The sequence below is a fragment of the Cyclonatronum proteinivorum genome (genome assembly GCF_003353065.1).
GTDB lineage: Bacteria > Bacteroidota > Rhodothermia > Balneolales > Cyclonatronaceae > Cyclonatronum > Cyclonatronum proteinivorum.
Map to the genome: position 1 here is coordinate 2631893 of NZ_CP027806.1, position 17095 is coordinate 2648987.

A 17095-nucleotide genomic window follows, 5' to 3' on the forward strand; every position below is an offset into this window, starting at 1 on the left:
TCCGAACAGGAGCTCATCCCCAGACCAGCGAGGCCGGCATCCCCAGCTCGGAAAGAACCTGCCCGGCCTGCTCCGCCTCATCGGTCTGCTCAATTTTGAGCAGGCTGCTGCGCGCCTGCGAGCCGTCCGCATTTTCCACCGACAGCAGCAGGTGCAGCGGGGCTTCCGGCTCTTCTTCGTCGCCCTGACGGAAGAGCTGTCCGCCCCCGCCGCCGTTGACCGGCCGATGCGAGGGCCTGAAGGTCAGCGTCCCCGGCGTACCGTCAATCTGCGCAGTCCGGATGAAGAAGCCCTGGAAAGGCGGGATGATGCCATCATGCTGAATCTGCCCCGGCAGGCCCGGGATGTTGAAGCCATAGTGCACGCGGTAGCCGCCCATGCCATCAAAGGTATCGGCGTCGTAAATAAAGATGGGCGGAGCCACTTCGTTGAGCCCGTCGGCGACTACGCGCGTCCAGTCGATGGGGAAGGGAAACGGGTTGGACACCAGATGCCATCCCTGAAAGCCGTCGTCTTCGGTGAGTACCGTGGCCGGGAGCGTGAGCTGCGTTTCTTCGGCGTTAAACAGGCCGGCGTAGCGCACATTGAAGGGCAGCTGATCTTCAAAGAAATAGACAATCGCCGTTCGCCCTGTCGATCGGAAGCCCGTGTCGCTGGTTGTGCCCAGAATGTTGGTCGCAGACGCGGGCGGCACCCAGCTTCGGGCGCCCTCATCATAGATAAACACGTTGGGATCACCGTCGTCGCCGGCCGAAGCGCCTGGGAAACCCTGCGTCCAGATGTCGGCCAGCACGTTGTCGTAGCGGGCAAACGCGCCAGGGGCGCCGACCATGCGCCAGCCGGGGGTCGTGCCGGCGTAGGGCGCGTTCAGGAACGGGAAGGGCGCAAGCACGTACTCCCCGGAAGCCAGTTCGCCGGTAAAGGTGAAGGTATTCTGGGCGATGCTCTTGACCCACAGGCTGTCGGACTGCAGTTCCCAGGGCTGATCTGCGGCGGGGCGGTACAGCAGGCCAGGGGACTGCAGCACCGGAGATTCGGCATCGAACCCGTCAAAGGTCAGGGTGAGCGTGCCTTCGGAATCATCGCCGGCCCGCACGCCCCATCCCACGGAGGTGCGCGCATCTATGCCCTGATCTTCGAGCGCGCTGAAGCTGCCGCCCGCATTTGCAGCGGTGCGCAGATCACTGCCTGCCAGTCCAAAGCTGTACAGGCCCGCATCGCTGCCGGTGAGCCCGCTCAGACCCAGGCTGCTGCCTGCCACGCCGACCTGCGCTGCTGTACCGGCGGTTACCACCACTGCCTGCTGCCCTACCGGAGCCGCGCTGATTTGCCAGGCGTTTTCCAATGAGCCGGCGATGGTGGCATGGAAACCGCCGCGCAGGTCGTGGGCGATGGTGCCCTCTCCTTCATCGAAGCGGTAGTAGGCCGTCAGGTCCTGGAAATCGGGCTCGCTTTGGGAAATGGTGCGGTGCATATTCTGGCGGATTTCCTCCGGGCTACGCACCCGGTTCCAGATGCGCAGCTCATCAAACTGACCGTTCAGGAAATTGCCATCATTCCACCTGCCGATAAACACCGTGCCTTCGCCCAGAAACGGGCCGCCTGACGTATCCGAGCCGTCGGCTACTCCGTTCAGATACACAACGCGGCTGTTGGTCGTCACATCGTAGGTGAAGGCCACATGCGACCACTGCTGGGCCGGAACGTCGGTTTGCCCCTGAAGGTCATCCCCAAAAAAGCCCATGTGAACCCTGCCATTGCGCAGAATCAGGTGCAGGGTGCGGTTGTCGGGATTGCCGGGCATCGCCTGACCCAGAATGGCCTGATCCCCGGAAATTGTATTCGGGCGCACCCAGGCTTCTACCGTGAAGCTGCTGTTCACCAGACCAAAATCGGTTCCGGAAACGCCGGGTAGCAGGTCGAATTGGGGCGCAACGGTCGAACCCGCCGCGTAGGGAGCCTTAGCAAGGATGAGTCCGGCCGTGCGTTGCACCTGCGTTGACAGGTTAAAGACTTCCGTACCCGTGATTTCCGAGCTCAGTGCTACCGGGATGTTGTCATTAAAGGTGCCGCTGAGTATCACGCTCACGGACTGCCCGGCGCCGAGGTCGGGTACGTTCCAGCTCAGGGTTTCGGTGTCGAAGCCGTTGCCTTCAGCCTGAAGGTTCAGGAACGCGCCCGTGCGGCTGGCCAGCGTTGCGACCGTGGTCTGGGCCGGTGTATCCAAGCCGGTATTGGTGGCCGTGAGTCGAATACGGAAGCCGTTTTCGTCAGGGTCGCCCAGCTCCAGTATCTCAGTTTCAATCGCGAGCCGGGCCGTGGGGATGGAGATGATGCTGTACTCGCCGGCCAGTACGTCTCCCGAACGCGTAAAGGTTTTGGTATCCGGGTGATGGTTCCAGCCTTCATCAAAATCCCAATCCTGATCAGGGCCGGTTCTGTAAAGCACGAACAGGCGTTCGGCAGGCTCTTCCGACAGGCTCAGCGCTCCGTAGGCGAGTTCGAGATCGGCCTGCAGCGTATCGCCGGGTGTTGTGCTCAGGCTCCAGGTTACGTTGGGACGACCGGTAACGAAGCCGGCAAAGGTTTCGGCGAACGACTCGCCGGTATCGGCGGGGGTGCGGTCCGGGCCGTCGGGCCGGCCGGAAAGGTGCAGGAGCACTTCCCGGTCAGAAACGTCCGAGACGGTTAGCGTGGCGCCCGGCTGACCAACGGCAGCGGGGTTCTCCTGCGTAGCCACGGCGCTTTGGTTCCCGAACAAAACACCTTCCCTTGCACCCCAAATATCGTCTTGCGGACTGCTTAGTAAATTCCCGCCTGCGTAGTCAAAAGCCTGTACACCCTGGCCTTCCGTAAATCTGAAATCGGCCATCAACGAAGCCAATAAAGGGTCATTTTCCGGAATATGCTGATGCTTGCGCTGAAGAATCTCATCCCTGGTAAGCGGTGCATTCCATATCCGCAGATTGTGAATAAAACCATCAAACCCTTCAATTGTATTACGGTTAGACTCAGAGTGCCAGCCGCCAATAATCAGCGGTGAGTCAAGTAGTATTGGGCCCGAACTGGTTATATCGGAAGCCTGCTGAATGCCGTTTACAAAAATTTTACGCTCGCCGGTGCTTTTGTTGAATGTAAATGCAAGATGGTACCAGGTATTGGACTGGGTAACGAAGCCGCTCGCTAAACGGCTGCCGTTGAACTCCAAAATTGGGCGGAAATTAGTTATGCCAATTCGAAGAATATTGGTATTCTGAGCGTTCAGCTGCGAAATAATCGGGTATGAGGAGCCAACAGCTTTCCTTTTTATCCAACCTTCTATTGTGAAATCAGCATCGAGTATGCCCATCACATCCGGGCTCGCCTCTGCCGTCAGATGCATATTAGAAATGTTTATATGCTGCCCGGTTTCGTACACCGGATCAAAAATCTGCGCGATCTGATTTGCATTTTGTACGCTCGAACCGGTATTGTCGGCAGAAAGAGTCAGTCCGGCCGCCCCTTCATCTGTGGCACGCGTCGCCGTTATTTCCAGTGTTTCTGAAGCACCTGCAGCCAGACTGCTAACCGTCCAGATTCCGTTATTCAGGGTTCCGCCTGAAAAAGTGATGTTTTCCAACCCCTGAAAATCAAGGCTTACGGTCGAGGCTTCAATTGCAGGATCGATCCCGGAATTTTGCATTTCCACCAGAAAGCGCACCTGCTCCCCGGGTGCCGCAAACTGAGCCCGTGGCCGGACAGATGCAAATAAGGAAACCAGCGGTGCATCGGTAATGCTGTATTCGCCCGTCGGTAAGGGAGCCAGACTGTTCAGGGAGAACGTAGACTGAGCCGGGTCATGCACCCAGCTTCCCGGTGCAGGCACCCACGGACTTCCGGCAGATCGTCTGTAAATCACCTTAAGTATTCCAGCATCCGGAAAGGTGATGTCCGAGTAATCGATCGTGATGCTGGCAGGCTGTTTAGCGTTGGCAAAAACAGTCCAGTGCACAGGCATTCTTCGGGCCTGGGCTTCGGGTACTTCAAATCCGTATGCTTCACCTGCCCGGGTTACAGGTACCGGTGCACCATCGGGGACTCCGGTGCTGAAGGCCTGATATTCAGGAACGCTGATACTGATTTGCGCCCCCTCCGGACCTGCGGGGTTGGAAATGGTTGTAGCAACCGGGGCTCCGCTGAATTCCGTCCGGCTTATGTTGTCTGAAATGATCCCGTTGTTCCTTCCGGCATAATCGTAAACCGTGGTCGGGTTGTCCGCATCGAAACGATAGCTGGCAACCAGACCATCTGCTTCGGGCTCATACGGGCTGAGTTTCAGATGTTTCCGGCGGATATCAGCTACTTCCGAGGCAACGAGCGCACGATTCCAAATCATCAAATTGTCAATTTCGAAACCATTCCCCGAACCTACTACCAAGCCTAAGTCCCGGACGGTAAAAGTCGTGCCGGACATGTGGGTTTGGAGGTTATCCACAAATAGATTTATTTGTGGGACACTACCAGGAATTTCTGCCCAATTCAGTGTTAGCACGACATGATGCCAGTCACCAGCTAAAAAATTAGGGCTGTCGGGAGCGTTGAGAAGATTTTGTGAATCTAACCTTCGCTCGCGGAACCTCAGCGGTGAGATATTTGACTCAGGATTTTTTTCCAGAACCCACCCTTCAAAATTGGTACCATACGAAATGATGTCACCATTAAACTGTCCGGGGTCGGTAACCCGCATCCAAAATGATATACTGAAACTTCTGTTGCTTACCGCCTCGTTGGCAGGAATATCTACAGAGCCATTCCCGCTCGCCCGCAGCGCCCTGCCACCGCTGCCGGGCGTTATCACAAGCTCGTTGGTACTTGAAAAACTCATATCGGGAGTAACAATGTCGATGAGACCAGTGGTGGCACCCTCAGGTACGATGAAAGCAATCCGTGCTGAACTCAAGACCTCAATTTGATCAACCGGCACATTATTAATGGATACCTGCGTGTTGCTTGAGGCGCCCGGCACGTTAATTTCTACCCGCTGCCCCGGGGATACGGCAGCCACAGAAGGACTTATATCGCCAAACGGACTTTCGAACGCACCGGCATCGATAATGACTTGCTGTATGCGAGGATTGCCGGCGGCATCATAAGGCAGGGGTTCGGTCGTGTTATTATTTCCGTTCAGATCATCGGTATCGGGTGGCAGGAAGGCATTGCTTCCAAAATTAACAGCAGAACTTTCTTCACTGTCTATGCGCAGGTCTTCGTCAAGCAGGGGATTGACTGTAGTAATTACTTCGCAGGATACACCAGACGGACATGGGGACTCCAGCACGCTGTGCTTCATTACGCCGCTGCTTACGTGAAAATCTGAGGAACCAGCCCAGACAGGAGGGTCGGATCCCTCCGGTGGCATAAGGCTGCCTCTGCCCCAGACAACACTGTTTTTAAGCGAAAAAGGGGCCAGCGAACGAATATGATGACCACTACCGCGGGACAGATTGCCAAAAAGAGTACTGTTTATGATTTCAGGATTTCCGGAATGCACATATATGGCACCCCCTTCACCACTTTCAAGAAACGGATTATCTATTATGATGCCATTACTCGTGTAAAACCTCACGACTCCCCCTTGTCCACCAATCAGACCAGGTATATAACCTCCGGCGGCGTTTCCATAAAAAACAGTATTTACAAATAAGGGATTTCCACTGCTGTATACCGATACCCCACCGCCCTGAAGCATTGAAAAATTTCCCTCGAATCGCATATTCCGGAAAGTAGCACTGCAACCAGCGCAGTTCAGGCCACCTCCACTATAAAAAAGTTCATTACTAAAATAGAGGTCTGTATTTTGCTCTACTGCAAATCCGCCGGACACCGTAAATCCGTCCCATACGGTTTCTCTGCCAATGCCGCCCCCAAAAGCAATAACACTGTACACGTTTGATTCATCATTTACTATGAGGAGTCCCGTATCGATGGGCAGAAATTGTTCCGTAAAATTGATATGATTCGTGGGCTCCAGCAAAGGCAAATTGGGTTCTGTCCCGCTGTAAATATCAAGCGGACCATCGTTTTGATCCATGTCCCCGGAGAGCCTGCTCACATGTGCCTGCGGGTTCACCCGCTCGGAAAGCTGCGATTCGGTACCCGCAAAGCCGCCAAAAATCCGCAGTCCGTTTTTGGCATCCGGGAATCACAAAAGAGCGGCTTCGGTTCACCCCGGCAATGCGCTGCTGCGTAGGGAAATACGTACCCCCCGCCACCCAGATCTGATCGGCAGCGGTTGCGGCATCAATGGCGGGTTGAAGCTGCGTAAAGGCATCCTGCCAGGAGCTGCCGTTGTTGGCGCCCGTAGCATCGGCCTTTACATAAATTACCTGCTGAGCATAGCCGGCCTGCGCAAAAGCAAGCACGGCAAAAAGTATCAGAAACAAACGCAAAAGGAAGTCGCGGTATAGCATGTAGTACTACTTATTTAAGGTGAGATTTGATAAGCATCTTCCGCATTTTTACGGAGAGACTGCTACCAAAATACCCTATACGGCACCGCAGGTGTTAGTACAAATGAACCATTTTGTTGTACAGATGTGTCAAAAACCTCTTTTTTTGAAGAAAAACGGACGCAAAAAGGATTTTTTAAAGCACGCCCGGCCAGCCTGAATCCCCCTTCGACTGCAAAAGCCCATCAATAATTTCAGCCCCTAAAACCACCCCTCCATAAGTCCGCTAAACACGACATGGTCATCTATACATTCTATATACAACCCTCCAAAACAATCCACTGCACGTTTTTTTTTGGGGAAACTCCGGGAGCATCAAGGTCAGCAGTGCTGGCTCACGGCATCCCAAACCGGTCTCATAGCACCTTGCTTTTTTGCCTGTTACGCGCAGACGGAACACGGATTAGGCGTAGGGCGGACCTATTTTTCAGTGGATCACAGCACAGCATGTCGGTGTGTTATTTTTAGGTTATGATGATGTTATTATTTGGGATACGCAACTCCCCTCTCGAGAGGGGTGGCCCAATTTTTCAGTGTGTCACAGCACAGTATGTCAGTGTGTCATTTTTAGGATATAATGTTGTTATTATTTGGGATACATAACTCCCCTCTTGAGAGGGGTGGCCCCTGCAGGAACTTATTAGGGTTGATGTGGCCTGGACAGCAACCAATCCTGTTCAGCGCCCCGGGGATGGCGGGCCGGGGTGTGGAGATGCCGGTCGAAGGCAAGAAGCCGAATTACGTGCACTGCGGCAATTGAGGGGACAGCCCACAGGCAGGGAATCTGTTACCAACCCCGACCGCCCGCGCGTAGTGGCGCGATGAATCGAGACGCGATGAATCGCGTCTCTACAAGACCGGATTTCAAAACAAAATCCGAGGAACCGAATCTGTTCTCCCAAATCCCACCCACAAAGAACCCGTCATCATATATTAGTTGAGCGGCAAGGATCAGCTGTTTTGGATAAGAATCTTACAATATTAACTTGTACACAAACATGAAGGTGAAAGCGCGTTGGTACCCTGTGTTTCGTCATTGAGCTTCGAGCTCGTCCGGGATGAAACCAACGCGCTTAACTCCACTAAGCAAGAACAGTTCATAAGGCTTCGAGCCAGCATAAATGATGGATATGCTAATGGAGTCCCTCATGATTATTACCATAAATGAAAATAACAATATTATGTATTTTTTCGGAGTTGATGTCTCAAAAGATACCCTTGATTTCTGCAAAGCGGGTCAAAAAAAAGTCAAAAAAGCGGCTAACGAACCTGCAGGCTGGCAACAGCTCGCCGACGCAGTAACTCCAGACAGCTGGGTGGTGATGGAAGCCACCGGTCCGTACTTTCTTGGTCTGGCCATCTTTCTGACCGACAGGGATATTAAGGTTAGTGTCGTTAATCCGCTAATGATCAAAAACTACTGCAAAGCCAAAATGAGTCGGGTCAAGACTGACCAGGTTGATGCGCGTCTGATCGCTGATTATGCCCTAAAAATGCATGCAGATCTGCAGGTGTGGAAACCCAGACCGGTGAATACGCGCTCTATTCGGCAATTAAACACCGTTCGGGAGATGCTACTCAAGCAAATCAACCAGGTCGAAAATCAAAACCATGCTTTCAGTCTTGATGAGCAGGCCTGTGAAGCTGCCCTGAGAATTAATAATCAAAGTCTGACATTCATGCGTGACTCACTCAAAAAGGTTGAGCGGAAATTGGATGAATTGGCCAAGGAAGAATACGGTGATTTAATCAAAAGAATTTCCACTATTCCGGGTGTTGGCAGGGCTACTGCAATCCTGTTATGTGTCTTAACAGACGGATTCACGCGCTTTGAAAGTCATCAGCAGCTGAGTACGTATATCGGGATTGCGCCAAGTCCGTATCAGTCAGGTACAAGCGTAAAGGGCAAAGGTCATATAAGCAAAATGGGGGCTGGTTATGTGCGAAAACAGCTGTATATGTGCGCTTACTCAGCGAGCCGCTATAACCCCGCATGTGGTAACCTGTATAAACGTTTAAGAAGTAAAGGAAAACCTCATAAAGTTGCTCAGATAGCCGTTGCACATAAATTAGTAAGACAGGTGTTTGAAGTCGCCATGACCAATTCAGTTTATGATGAAAAAAAGGCGCTGGCCGCTTGACTTTTAATACAGTTCATCCCGGAAACGCCCACGCGGAAACCAATAGCCGCCCCAAAAACCAGCCGGCGTTATCCGGGATCTTCCAACTTCGTCCTGCGACCATGCCGGTTGCGGGCAACCAAAGCTGTGCCGGACTTTGCAGAACCGGCATCCCAAACGGGAATAAGATCGCGGCATTTTCCAGCTTGGTAGATCCCGGATAATGCTGCGCGAGGTTTCGTGCGGGTTAAGCGGCGCCGTGCCGCAGCATTTCCGGGATGACGGGTTGTGGTTTTGTTTTATTGATGTTATAAGCCAGTTTAACCTTCCAAGGGTTCACAACCATTGGAAGGTTTTGAGAAAGTCCCAATTAAGCCGGTGTACACGCAGGTCCGTTCATACAAAAGGGTCAACCCTTCAGCTGTTTGCGTATTCAGTAGGTGAGACGCCTTTGAGTTGTTTGAAAACCCGGCTGAAATAGCTAACACTGCTGAATCCCGCAGCATAGGCGATTTCGCTGATGCTTCCCTCCTTTCTTGAGATCATATCACACGAGAGCTCAATACGCCTTTTCCGCATGTACTCATTGGGGCTGATGCCAAATTCTTTGTTAAAAAGGCGGTTGAGACTTGACCGGCTCAGGGCGAGCATGTTTGCCATATCCTGCACAGAAAAGTCGGGGTCGTGAAGGGCCGCATCGACTTTCTGCTTCCATTCGGGTATGACCGTGGTTTCGGTTTCTGACGCAGATGCTGGGTCAGGTTCTGGTTCTGATTCTGATTCGGGTATTGCGTCAAACGAAACGTAGGCTGCTTTGAACTGCTGCTGCAGGTAGCGACGCAGGCGCATAAGGAGGTTAATCTGTCCAAGAACCCGTGCCTGCAGTATCGCAGGTGAAAAAGGTTTGGTAATATAGTCGTTGGCGCCGGATTCAAGTCCGGTAAGTTCATTGTGGTTACCGCCTTTGGCCGTAATCATAATGATGGGGATATGTGCCGTATCAGGGTTGTCTTTGAGCTGACGGCTTGCGGCAATACCGTCCAAACCGGGCATCATTACGTCAGAAAGAATGAGGTCTGGTTGCAGCGTCACGGCCTGCTGAACAAGCTGATGCCCGTCGGCACATTCGGCATAACGGTAACCGCTACCCAGGGTGGTTCGGATGAAAGTGCGGATGTCTGCGTTGTCATCAGCAAGCAGGAGCAGGGGGATATCTTCAGCAGCGGGGTCCTCCGGCAATTCCGACTTCGGAGACTCTTTTATGGGTGCAGCGGTAACACGGTTTTGATCTTCCCCGCCGGTTACGTACTGCGGGGCAGCGGGGATGCTCTCATCGTCTTCAAGCATCACATACCGGGCTTTGATGTGCGAAACACCGGCAGGACACTGAATGGTGAAGGTTGTACCTTTTTGTTCGGCTGACTTCAATGAGACATCCATACCGTGCATGCCGGCTACGTACTTTACGAGATTTAGGCCGATACCAGCCCCCGAGCTGCTGAGCAGGCCGCTTTGGGCGCGGTAGTAGCGGTCGAAGATGCGGCTTTGCTCGCCGGCCGGTATGCCGATTCCGGTATCCTCGATTACAACTTCTGCCGTTTGGTTTTTGATGATACACCGAAGCGTGATTCCGCCGCTTTTCGTGTATTTGACCGCGTTGGAGAGCAGGTTGGAAAAAAGCAGCTCGACCTGTTCAGCTTCAGCGTGAATCCAAAAAGGCTTTGCCGGAACATCAAGCGTGAACTGAAGTCCTTTGCGGGTCGCAAGCTCACGGTACCATTCCGCGATGCGCAGCAGCAGGGCGTTGAGGTCGAGGCGGCGGAGCTGCATCACGTAGGTGCCGCTTTCCATTTTGGAGAGGTTCAGAATCTGATCAACCAGGGAGAGCAGGCGGTTGGCGTTTTCCAGGATGCGCTCATATTCCCGGATTTTCTCAGCCTTACTCAGGCTGCTGTCGGCCATGAGCCGCTCGACGGGCCCTTTGATGAGGGTAAGCGGGGTTCGAAATTCGTGGCTGACATTCGAGAAAAAGGTACTTTTGACTTTATCGAGCTTTTCGAGCTGCTCGTTTTTTTGCTCAATTTCAGAGGTTCTTGCGGCGACTTCCCGCTCGAGTTCCTGCTGACGGGCGAGCAGTTTGCGGGTGCGCCATTGGATGCTGCCTGCAACAAGGCCTGCTACCAAAAAGATGTAGAACATGTACGCAAAAACTGATCGGTACCAGGGCGGCTGCACGGTGAAGGAGAAAACCGCGGCTTCCGAAACGCGGTTGTAGAGGTCACGCCCGCGTACCTCAAAGGTATAGCTGCCTTCGCGGAGGTTCCGGTAGTCGGCAAAAGTTTCGGCGGTCCAGGCCGACCATTCGGTATCGGCACCAAGCAGGCGGAACTGATACCGGTTGAGGGCATTGGGTTCAAAGCTCAGCAGGCTCCAGTTGAAGCGGAGGCTGTTCAACCTAAAAGAAACGTTAGGGCTTAAATCCTCGGTAGCTGCGGACCATCCCTGATGCAGCACGGAATCAGCCGCAAGGGTGATGCCGGTGAGCTGCATCCGGGGCGGAACGTCAAATCCCGCGGGATGCTGTTCCCAGCCGGGCTTGAGATAGGAAAGTCCGCCGCGTTGCAGGCCGTACAATCTACCGGTCGAGCTTTCAGCGAATTTGATGAAGGCCCCTTTATCATGTGTACGGCCAAAAGGCAGTTTCCGCCAGGTGTAGGAGGCCGTTTCTGCTGCAGGCCCATCGTCATCCGGGATGAGCAAAGGGAAAACGGAAGGGGCAACACGTCCGGCTATTGCCCCGGTGTCAAACTGAATAATCGGCCAGATGTGGCTGTTTGTGGTGCCAAAATTCAGATCCCGGAAATGGGGGTGCGGCAAAAGAATCTGCCGGCCGGTATCAGGTGTAAAAACACCTTCATCGGTCAAAAAAGCAACACCATCCTGATAGCTGAACAAACTGATGGCGCCAAGTCCGGGCAGCCCGCTTTCCTCATTCCACAAAATACTATCCGTAACTTCAGCGATGCCGTTTGCATCCGAGCGGGTTTGAAACTGAAAAACGCCAAAATCGCGGGTACTCACCCAAAGTTCTTCATCCGAAACCTTCACAAAAGAGAAAGGGGTAAGCGATAAATCAAACAAAAACAAGAACTCGGAATCACTTCCATCCTCCTTTAAAACAACACGATGCAGCGCCTTGGGTGACTCGTAAAAATAAAAAGTTTCGGGATAATGCGGGTCTGCAAAGATAAAGCGCACAAAAAAATCATCGGAGAGCTGTTGCATATTGCCCGCTTCATCAAAAAGGAGCAGACCGCGGCTGCTTGCGGCGAGCAGGCCCATGGGGCTTTCCTGCATATCAAAAATCGCTACGTTGCCGATAACCTGTGTAAATTCACTCCCGTCACGAATCCAGAGTCCGGCATCCGCTCCTACGTATACTGCATTATTCCACTCAGCAAAAGCATTGATGCGCTGATCCGGCAGCCCCCGGGATGAAGGGAAGTATCGCAACGGGCTGCCCAAACTGACGGCTGCAAGACCGACCGGACTTGTTACCCAAAGGGTGCCGTCACTTGCTTCAAAGGCTTTTCCTGAAATATCGAAAGGCAGCACGTTGCTGCTGTTGAAGTTGTGCTGAAGTTCGCCCTCCTGATTAAAAATCTGCACGCCGCTCATGGAACTGATCATCACGCGGCCATCGGCAAGGCTTCCAGCGGAGAGTACATGCTGCGCGTCTTTGTCTGCATAATATTCAAAAACGCCGCTGAGCGTCCATCTCCCGTCGGTTTCATAAATCCATAGCCGGTGATCCATGGTGAAGACTGCGGCCTGATTTTGAAGGGCGATGATACGGTTATTATCCGGCGGAAAGGGAGTTTCTACATGGACAAGGCGGCCGTCATCAGCTACAATATGGAGTCCGGTTTCGGTATCGGTGAGCCAGGTAAAGCCGCCGGCGTAACCGGTACTGTAAAAGCTGCCAGAAGGCGACAAAACCCGGACGGAGTCCGCTGCCGGGTGATAAAAGTAAGCCCGCTGTAAGCCGATAAAAATCATTGCGCCCTGCGTTCCTACAGGTGCCGAATCGTGCAAAAAGGGGATGCTGCCTGTTGAAGCCGGTACACGGTCAACAAGTGATCGGTACTGCATACCCTGCGAGGCGGATTCTTCCAGATACCCGAATTCTGCATTACCGGTAGCGAAGATGCGTCCAAATGGATCCTGCGAAAAAGATGAAGCAACATTGCTTTGCGGGAAAGGGATATGCCGGGAATGCGTGCCGTTGATCTGCTGAATGCCTACGCCGTCATTGCCAAACAGTATACGGCTTCCGTAACTGCGTAAGTAAAGTCGGAACCGGTGAAATCGGTACCTTCCTGGAAAAATCGGACAAAGGGGAATCCTTCCGGTTGCTGCTGTGAAAATGAAACAGCGGGGAAGAGCGTAAATAAACCAACAAAAACCGATAGCAAAAAAGTAAATTTCACAAGAATGGAATTTATTTAATTTAGACGCATTCCTAACATACGCACAGCCCCCTACATTCACACCTGCAAAAAAAAAATTACAGGATTAAATTTACTTATCAGGTTTTGAATTGTTTGGTTGTATGTAAGCTGACAGGCCAATATAAAAACCCGATGGCAGCAAAACCTGTATTATGGCCTGTGCGAGATTATTCATAGAACCTTATTGTAAGCTGATTAATCTGCTGTCCGGAACATATCAGGTATCGCTACAACTTTTATTCTTGCAATAAATACACAAATTCTGAACCGTGTTCCCGGGGTTGGCATCCGGGACTTTGGTATGTCGCCCTTTCATGGCTTGGTTAGGTTTTGGTGCATATTTTTGTCTCGATTTCTGTGCGGGGTGTTTTTTTTCTGTGGCGTCTGGAGTTGAATTCCGGTATCGCGGCTGTCACACCCCGGCCCGTCATCATTGGGGCCGTTATGAGCTTTTCAACTGTTTGTAGTTCTGAGGCGCTGGTTTGGCCTTTCCCGGGGCCACCCCTCTCGCAGAGGGGAGTTTGGGCTCTGTGGCGTTTCAGGACTTTGAAGCCAAAAAAACAATGTAAATACGGCCATAAAAGTATTGTTATCACAGCACTTCACAATTCCCCTCTTGAGAGGAGTGGCCCCTATATGAGTGTGATAGGGTTGATAAAACTTTATTGTTTTTGAACGTTTGCAACGGCCCAATGCCGGCGGGCCGGGGTGTGGGAGTGGTGGTCGAAGCCTGTGGGTTTCGGTGCAAGCTGATTGGGCGTGAATGGAAGGAGCGTGCGGGTGCGGCTTCGAGGGTAAATTACCAGCTGTATCCGTAATGCGCATGAAGGGTCGAAGGTTGCAGGCGTGATTTACGCCCGATGGTATGTCGCCCTTTCAGGGCTCTTATTTTGGTGGGCCGTGTTCCCGGGGTTGGCACCCCGGGCTTTGGTATGTCGCCCTTTCAGGGCTTGGTTAGGTTTTGGTGCATATTTTTGTCTCGATCTCTGTGCAGGGTGTTTTTTTTCGTGGCGTAAAGAGGTGAATTCCGGTATCGCGGCGGTCACAACCCGACCCGTCACCATTGGGGCCGTTATGAGCTTTTCAACTGTTTGTAGTTCTGAGGCTCTGGTTCGGCCTTTCCCGGGGCCACCCCTCTCGCAGAGGGGAGTTTGACTTCGGGGTCTTTTCGGGACTCTGAACCAAAAAGAACGATGCAAATGGGGCCACAAAAGTAATTATACCACAGCACTTCACAATTCCCCTCTTGAGAGGGGTGGCCCCTATATGAGTTTGATAGGGTTGATGAAGCTTTATCGATTTAAAGTATCCGCGCTACGAACTACATGTTGCTTTAAAGTTCTGAGGGTACAAACTTGTCACTTCGTTGTACCTGGTGGTGCTGATATTTTGCAGGGTATGACGCAGCCATTTGTAGGGGTCAACCTGATGTTTTTTGCAAATGGCCAGTAAGGAGTAGATCATAGCCGCGCGTTGGGCAGCTTCGTGTGAACCAGCGAACAGGTAGTTTTTGCGCCCCAGTGCTACGGGGCGAATCACGTTCTCTACCGGGTTGTTGTCAATCTCCAGATGACCGTCCATCAGGTATTCGCACAGTTGATCCCACTGGTTGATGCAGTAGGCCAGGGCCCGACCAATGGCGCTTCTGGGCTGCACTTTTTTGTACTCCTGAGGGATCCACTTACCCAGTTCATTGATAACCGGAAGACTCTGTTCGAGCCGAAGCTTTTTGCGCTCAGCGGGGGTGAGCTGATTGGTTTGAGCCATGCGCTCTACGGCATACAGCTGTTGTAGCTGCGTCAAAACGTAGCCCGCCCGCGCGGCATCGTTGGTCAATGCCTTGTCAAACTTACGCCGCGCATGGGCCCAGCACCCCAAAGGAGTGATCCCCGGTGTGGCGCCTAAACGTTTATAAGCGGTGAAGCCGTCGGTTTGTAAATAGCCCCGGAATCCGTCAAGCATCTTCTCAGGCCCGGCCCGCTTGCGGGTAGGCTGGTATTCAAACAGTACACTACCGTTGATCGGGGCGTAATATACCCAGTACCAGCCTTGATGCGCGGCGCCTTTTTTGTTGGATTCCAGTACTTTTATGCGGGTTTCATCTACCTGGAGGTAGCCTTGTGACTTGGTTTCGGCTACAAGGTGATCGTAGAGAATGGTCAGCTTCTCCAGGCCCTGACGTGTCCAGCCTTCGATGGTGGAACGGGCTATATCTACGCCCTGCCGCCGCAAGCGCTGCACCTGCCGGTATAAGGGCAGATGGTCAGCATATTTATCAATAAGAATGCTTGCCAGCAGCCCCGCGCCCGGAATACCCTTTTCGATAACCCGCTCGGGCAGTTCGCCAATATGGATTGGATTGGCTTCGGCGGACTTATCTGCATACTTGTAACGAATGTACCGGCGAATAAACAGGTATGCAGGCTTGAGATCGAGCTCTTCGGTCACTTCTTTGCCTATACATACCATCTCAGAGAGGTCACCTTCGGGGTAGATTTCCACCTCCTCTACGGGCAGGTGATCCGGCAGCTTCAGCCGTCCTTTGTGGTTCGGCCGTGCTGTTTTGGTGCGCACATAGCTGATTTTCTGTTCGTGGACCTCAGCTTGTTGAGCCTTGTGAGCGGGGTCGGGTTCAAAGGGAAGGGGCAGCTGGTTTTTGGGTAGCTCGAAGCGCTCGCTTTTTTGTCCATGCAGCATGCGCTGTAATTGGGCAATCAGTTCGTCCTTGCGGGCGAGCTTTTCCTGCAGCACATCAGCGGTTTTCTGCAGCTTATTGGCGTGATCAATAAGCTGGGCTTTGGACATATTTTCGAGTGTTATTTGCATCCAATAAGATAAGCAATAACATGCTCTTATACTACAAAAAAAAGAAGGCTTTTAATTGTTTTTTGCTTCTTATTTGTCTGACTTTTTCCGGCTTTAGTCTTTTAATTACCGGCCTGTTCTGGCTCATTTTTAAGCCGGTTGCACGGCAGCTTCCCGCTGTGTTCCACCTTGATCCCTTCAATCATCACCACCAGTTCGGGCCAGCGAATCCGCGTGGTGTCAGCCCCAAGGGCAGGTACGGCAAAGGTACCCTGTTCCAGCCGCTTGTAGTACAGTACATATCCGCCTGACTGCCATTGCAGCAACTTGATGAGAGTACGGCTGCGGTTGACGAAGACAAAGACGTCACCGGATGCGGGTTCACGCCCCAGCTCGTTGCGAACAAGCCCGCTGAGTCCGTCAAAACTTTTGCGCATGTCACAGGCCTTGCGGTATAAATGGTAGGTATGGGTACTGTTGAGACCAAACATAGTTACCAGACCCGGATTAGTTTGCTAATGAAAGCCACATCCGCACCATCAACGCGAAGGCGTACCCCGTTGGGATAAGTCAGTTCGACCTGACCGGCTTTCGGTGCAGGCCCGGCGGGTTCAACCTGCACGAACCCGCTATTATTAGTTTGTTGCTCCGCCTTATTTTTACGGGTCACCCAATAGCTGAAGGTGGATGTGGTAATCTGGTGCCGGTGGCAAAAGTTAGCCTGAAGTTCACCACTGGCACGCCACTGATCTACCAAGGCAAACATGCGTTGTTCTTTCGTTGTAGCCATAATTTTTTTGGCGCAAGCTACAAAACCAAAACTATGCAGATAAAGATGCAGTTGGTGGGATGCTTACGATTTAAAACCATCTCTACGCCCCAATGCCGGCGGGCCGGGGTGTGGGAGTGGTTGATGAATGGAAGGAGCGGTGCGGGTGCGGCTTCGAGGGTAAATTACCGTCTGTATCCGTAATGCGCATGAAGGGTCGAAGGTTGCAGGCGTGATTTACGTCCGATGGTATGACGCCCTTTTAGGGCTCTTATTTTGGTGGGCCGTGTTCCCGGGGTTGGCACCCCGGGCTTTGGTATGTCGCCCTTTCAGGGCTTGGTTTGGAGATGGCACATATTTTTTGCACTGATCTCTCTGCAGTTTTTTTTTCGTGGCGTTAGG

The 17095-nt window shown here is 52.7% G+C and carries 7 protein-coding genes; 1 reads left to right on the forward strand and 6 read right to left on the reverse strand.

Annotated elements, in window-relative coordinates; all coding sequences use genetic code 11:
• Window positions 1-13: 13 nt before the first annotated feature.
• Window positions 14-6070 carry a LamG-like jellyroll fold domain-containing protein gene (locus CYPRO_RS10100; protein ID WP_114984500.1) on the reverse strand — a complete coding sequence of 2019 codons (6057 nt, stop codon included), beginning with the start codon at window positions 6068-6070 and terminating at the stop codon, window positions 14-16.
• Entirely contained in the window at window positions 6045-6449 is a 405-nt protein-coding gene (locus CYPRO_RS10105) for a hypothetical protein (protein ID WP_114984501.1), read from the reverse strand. The genes CYPRO_RS10100 and CYPRO_RS10105 overlap by 26 nt, the downstream gene beginning before the upstream one ends.
• A 1187-nt stretch (window positions 6450-7636) precedes the next feature.
• Between CYPRO_RS10105 and CYPRO_RS10110 the strand changes: the two genes are divergently transcribed.
• A complete protein-coding gene (locus CYPRO_RS10110; protein WP_164682462.1) occupies window positions 7637-8629 on the forward strand; it encodes an IS110 family RNA-guided transposase in 993 nt (330 codons plus the stop codon).
• Window positions 8630-9025: 396 nt separating this feature from the next.
• On the opposite strand, the gene CYPRO_RS10115 is transcribed toward CYPRO_RS10110, so the two are convergent.
• From CYPRO_RS10115 to tnpA, 4 genes are all read right to left on the reverse strand, one after another.
• Complete coding sequence (locus CYPRO_RS10115) at window positions 9026-12760, reverse strand: response regulator (RefSeq protein WP_124245586.1); 3735 nt, start codon at window positions 12758-12760, stop codon at window positions 9026-9028.
• Window positions 12761-14433: 1673 nt separating this feature from the next.
• Entirely contained in the window at window positions 14434-15945 is a 1512-nt protein-coding gene (gene tnpC, locus CYPRO_RS10120; RefSeq protein ID WP_114984503.1) for an IS66 family transposase, read from the reverse strand.
• A 101-nt stretch (window positions 15946-16046) separates the two neighbouring features.
• Window positions 16047-16415 (reverse strand): IS66 family insertion sequence element accessory protein TnpB, encoded by a 369-nt coding sequence (tnpB, locus tag CYPRO_RS10125; RefSeq protein ID WP_114982754.1) that lies wholly within the window; start codon window positions 16413-16415, stop codon window positions 16047-16049.
• 2 nt (window positions 16416-16417) lie between these two features.
• A complete protein-coding gene (gene tnpA, locus CYPRO_RS10130; RefSeq protein ID WP_114982753.1) occupies window positions 16418-16714 on the reverse strand; it encodes an IS66 family insertion sequence element accessory protein TnpA in 297 nt (98 codons plus the stop codon).
• Window positions 16715-17095: the final 381 nt, after the last annotated feature.

Coding starts and splice junctions, on each gene's coding strand:
- tnpA (WP_114982753.1), bottom strand. CDS start 16,714: ATGGCTACAACGAAAGAACAACGCATGTTTGCCTTGGTAGATCAGTGG.
- CYPRO_RS10100 (WP_114984500.1), bottom strand. CDS start 6,070: ATGGATCAAAACGATGGTCCGCTTGATATTTACAGCGGGACAGAACCC.
- CYPRO_RS10105 (WP_114984501.1), bottom strand. CDS start 6,449: ATGCTATACCGCGACTTCCTTTTGCGTTTGTTTCTGATACTTTTTGCC.
- CYPRO_RS10110 (WP_164682462.1), top strand. CDS start 7,637: ATGATTATTACCATAAATGAAAATAACAATATTATGTATTTTTTCGGA.
- tnpC (WP_114984503.1), bottom strand. CDS start 15,945: ATGCAAATAACACTCGAAAATATGTCCAAAGCCCAGCTTATTGATCAC.
- CYPRO_RS10115 (WP_124245586.1), bottom strand. CDS start 12,760: ATGCAGTACCGATCACTTGTTGACCGTGTACCGGCTTCAACAGGCAGC.
- tnpB (WP_114982754.1), bottom strand. CDS start 16,415: ATGTTTGGTCTCAACAGTACCCATACCTACCATTTATACCGCAAGGCC.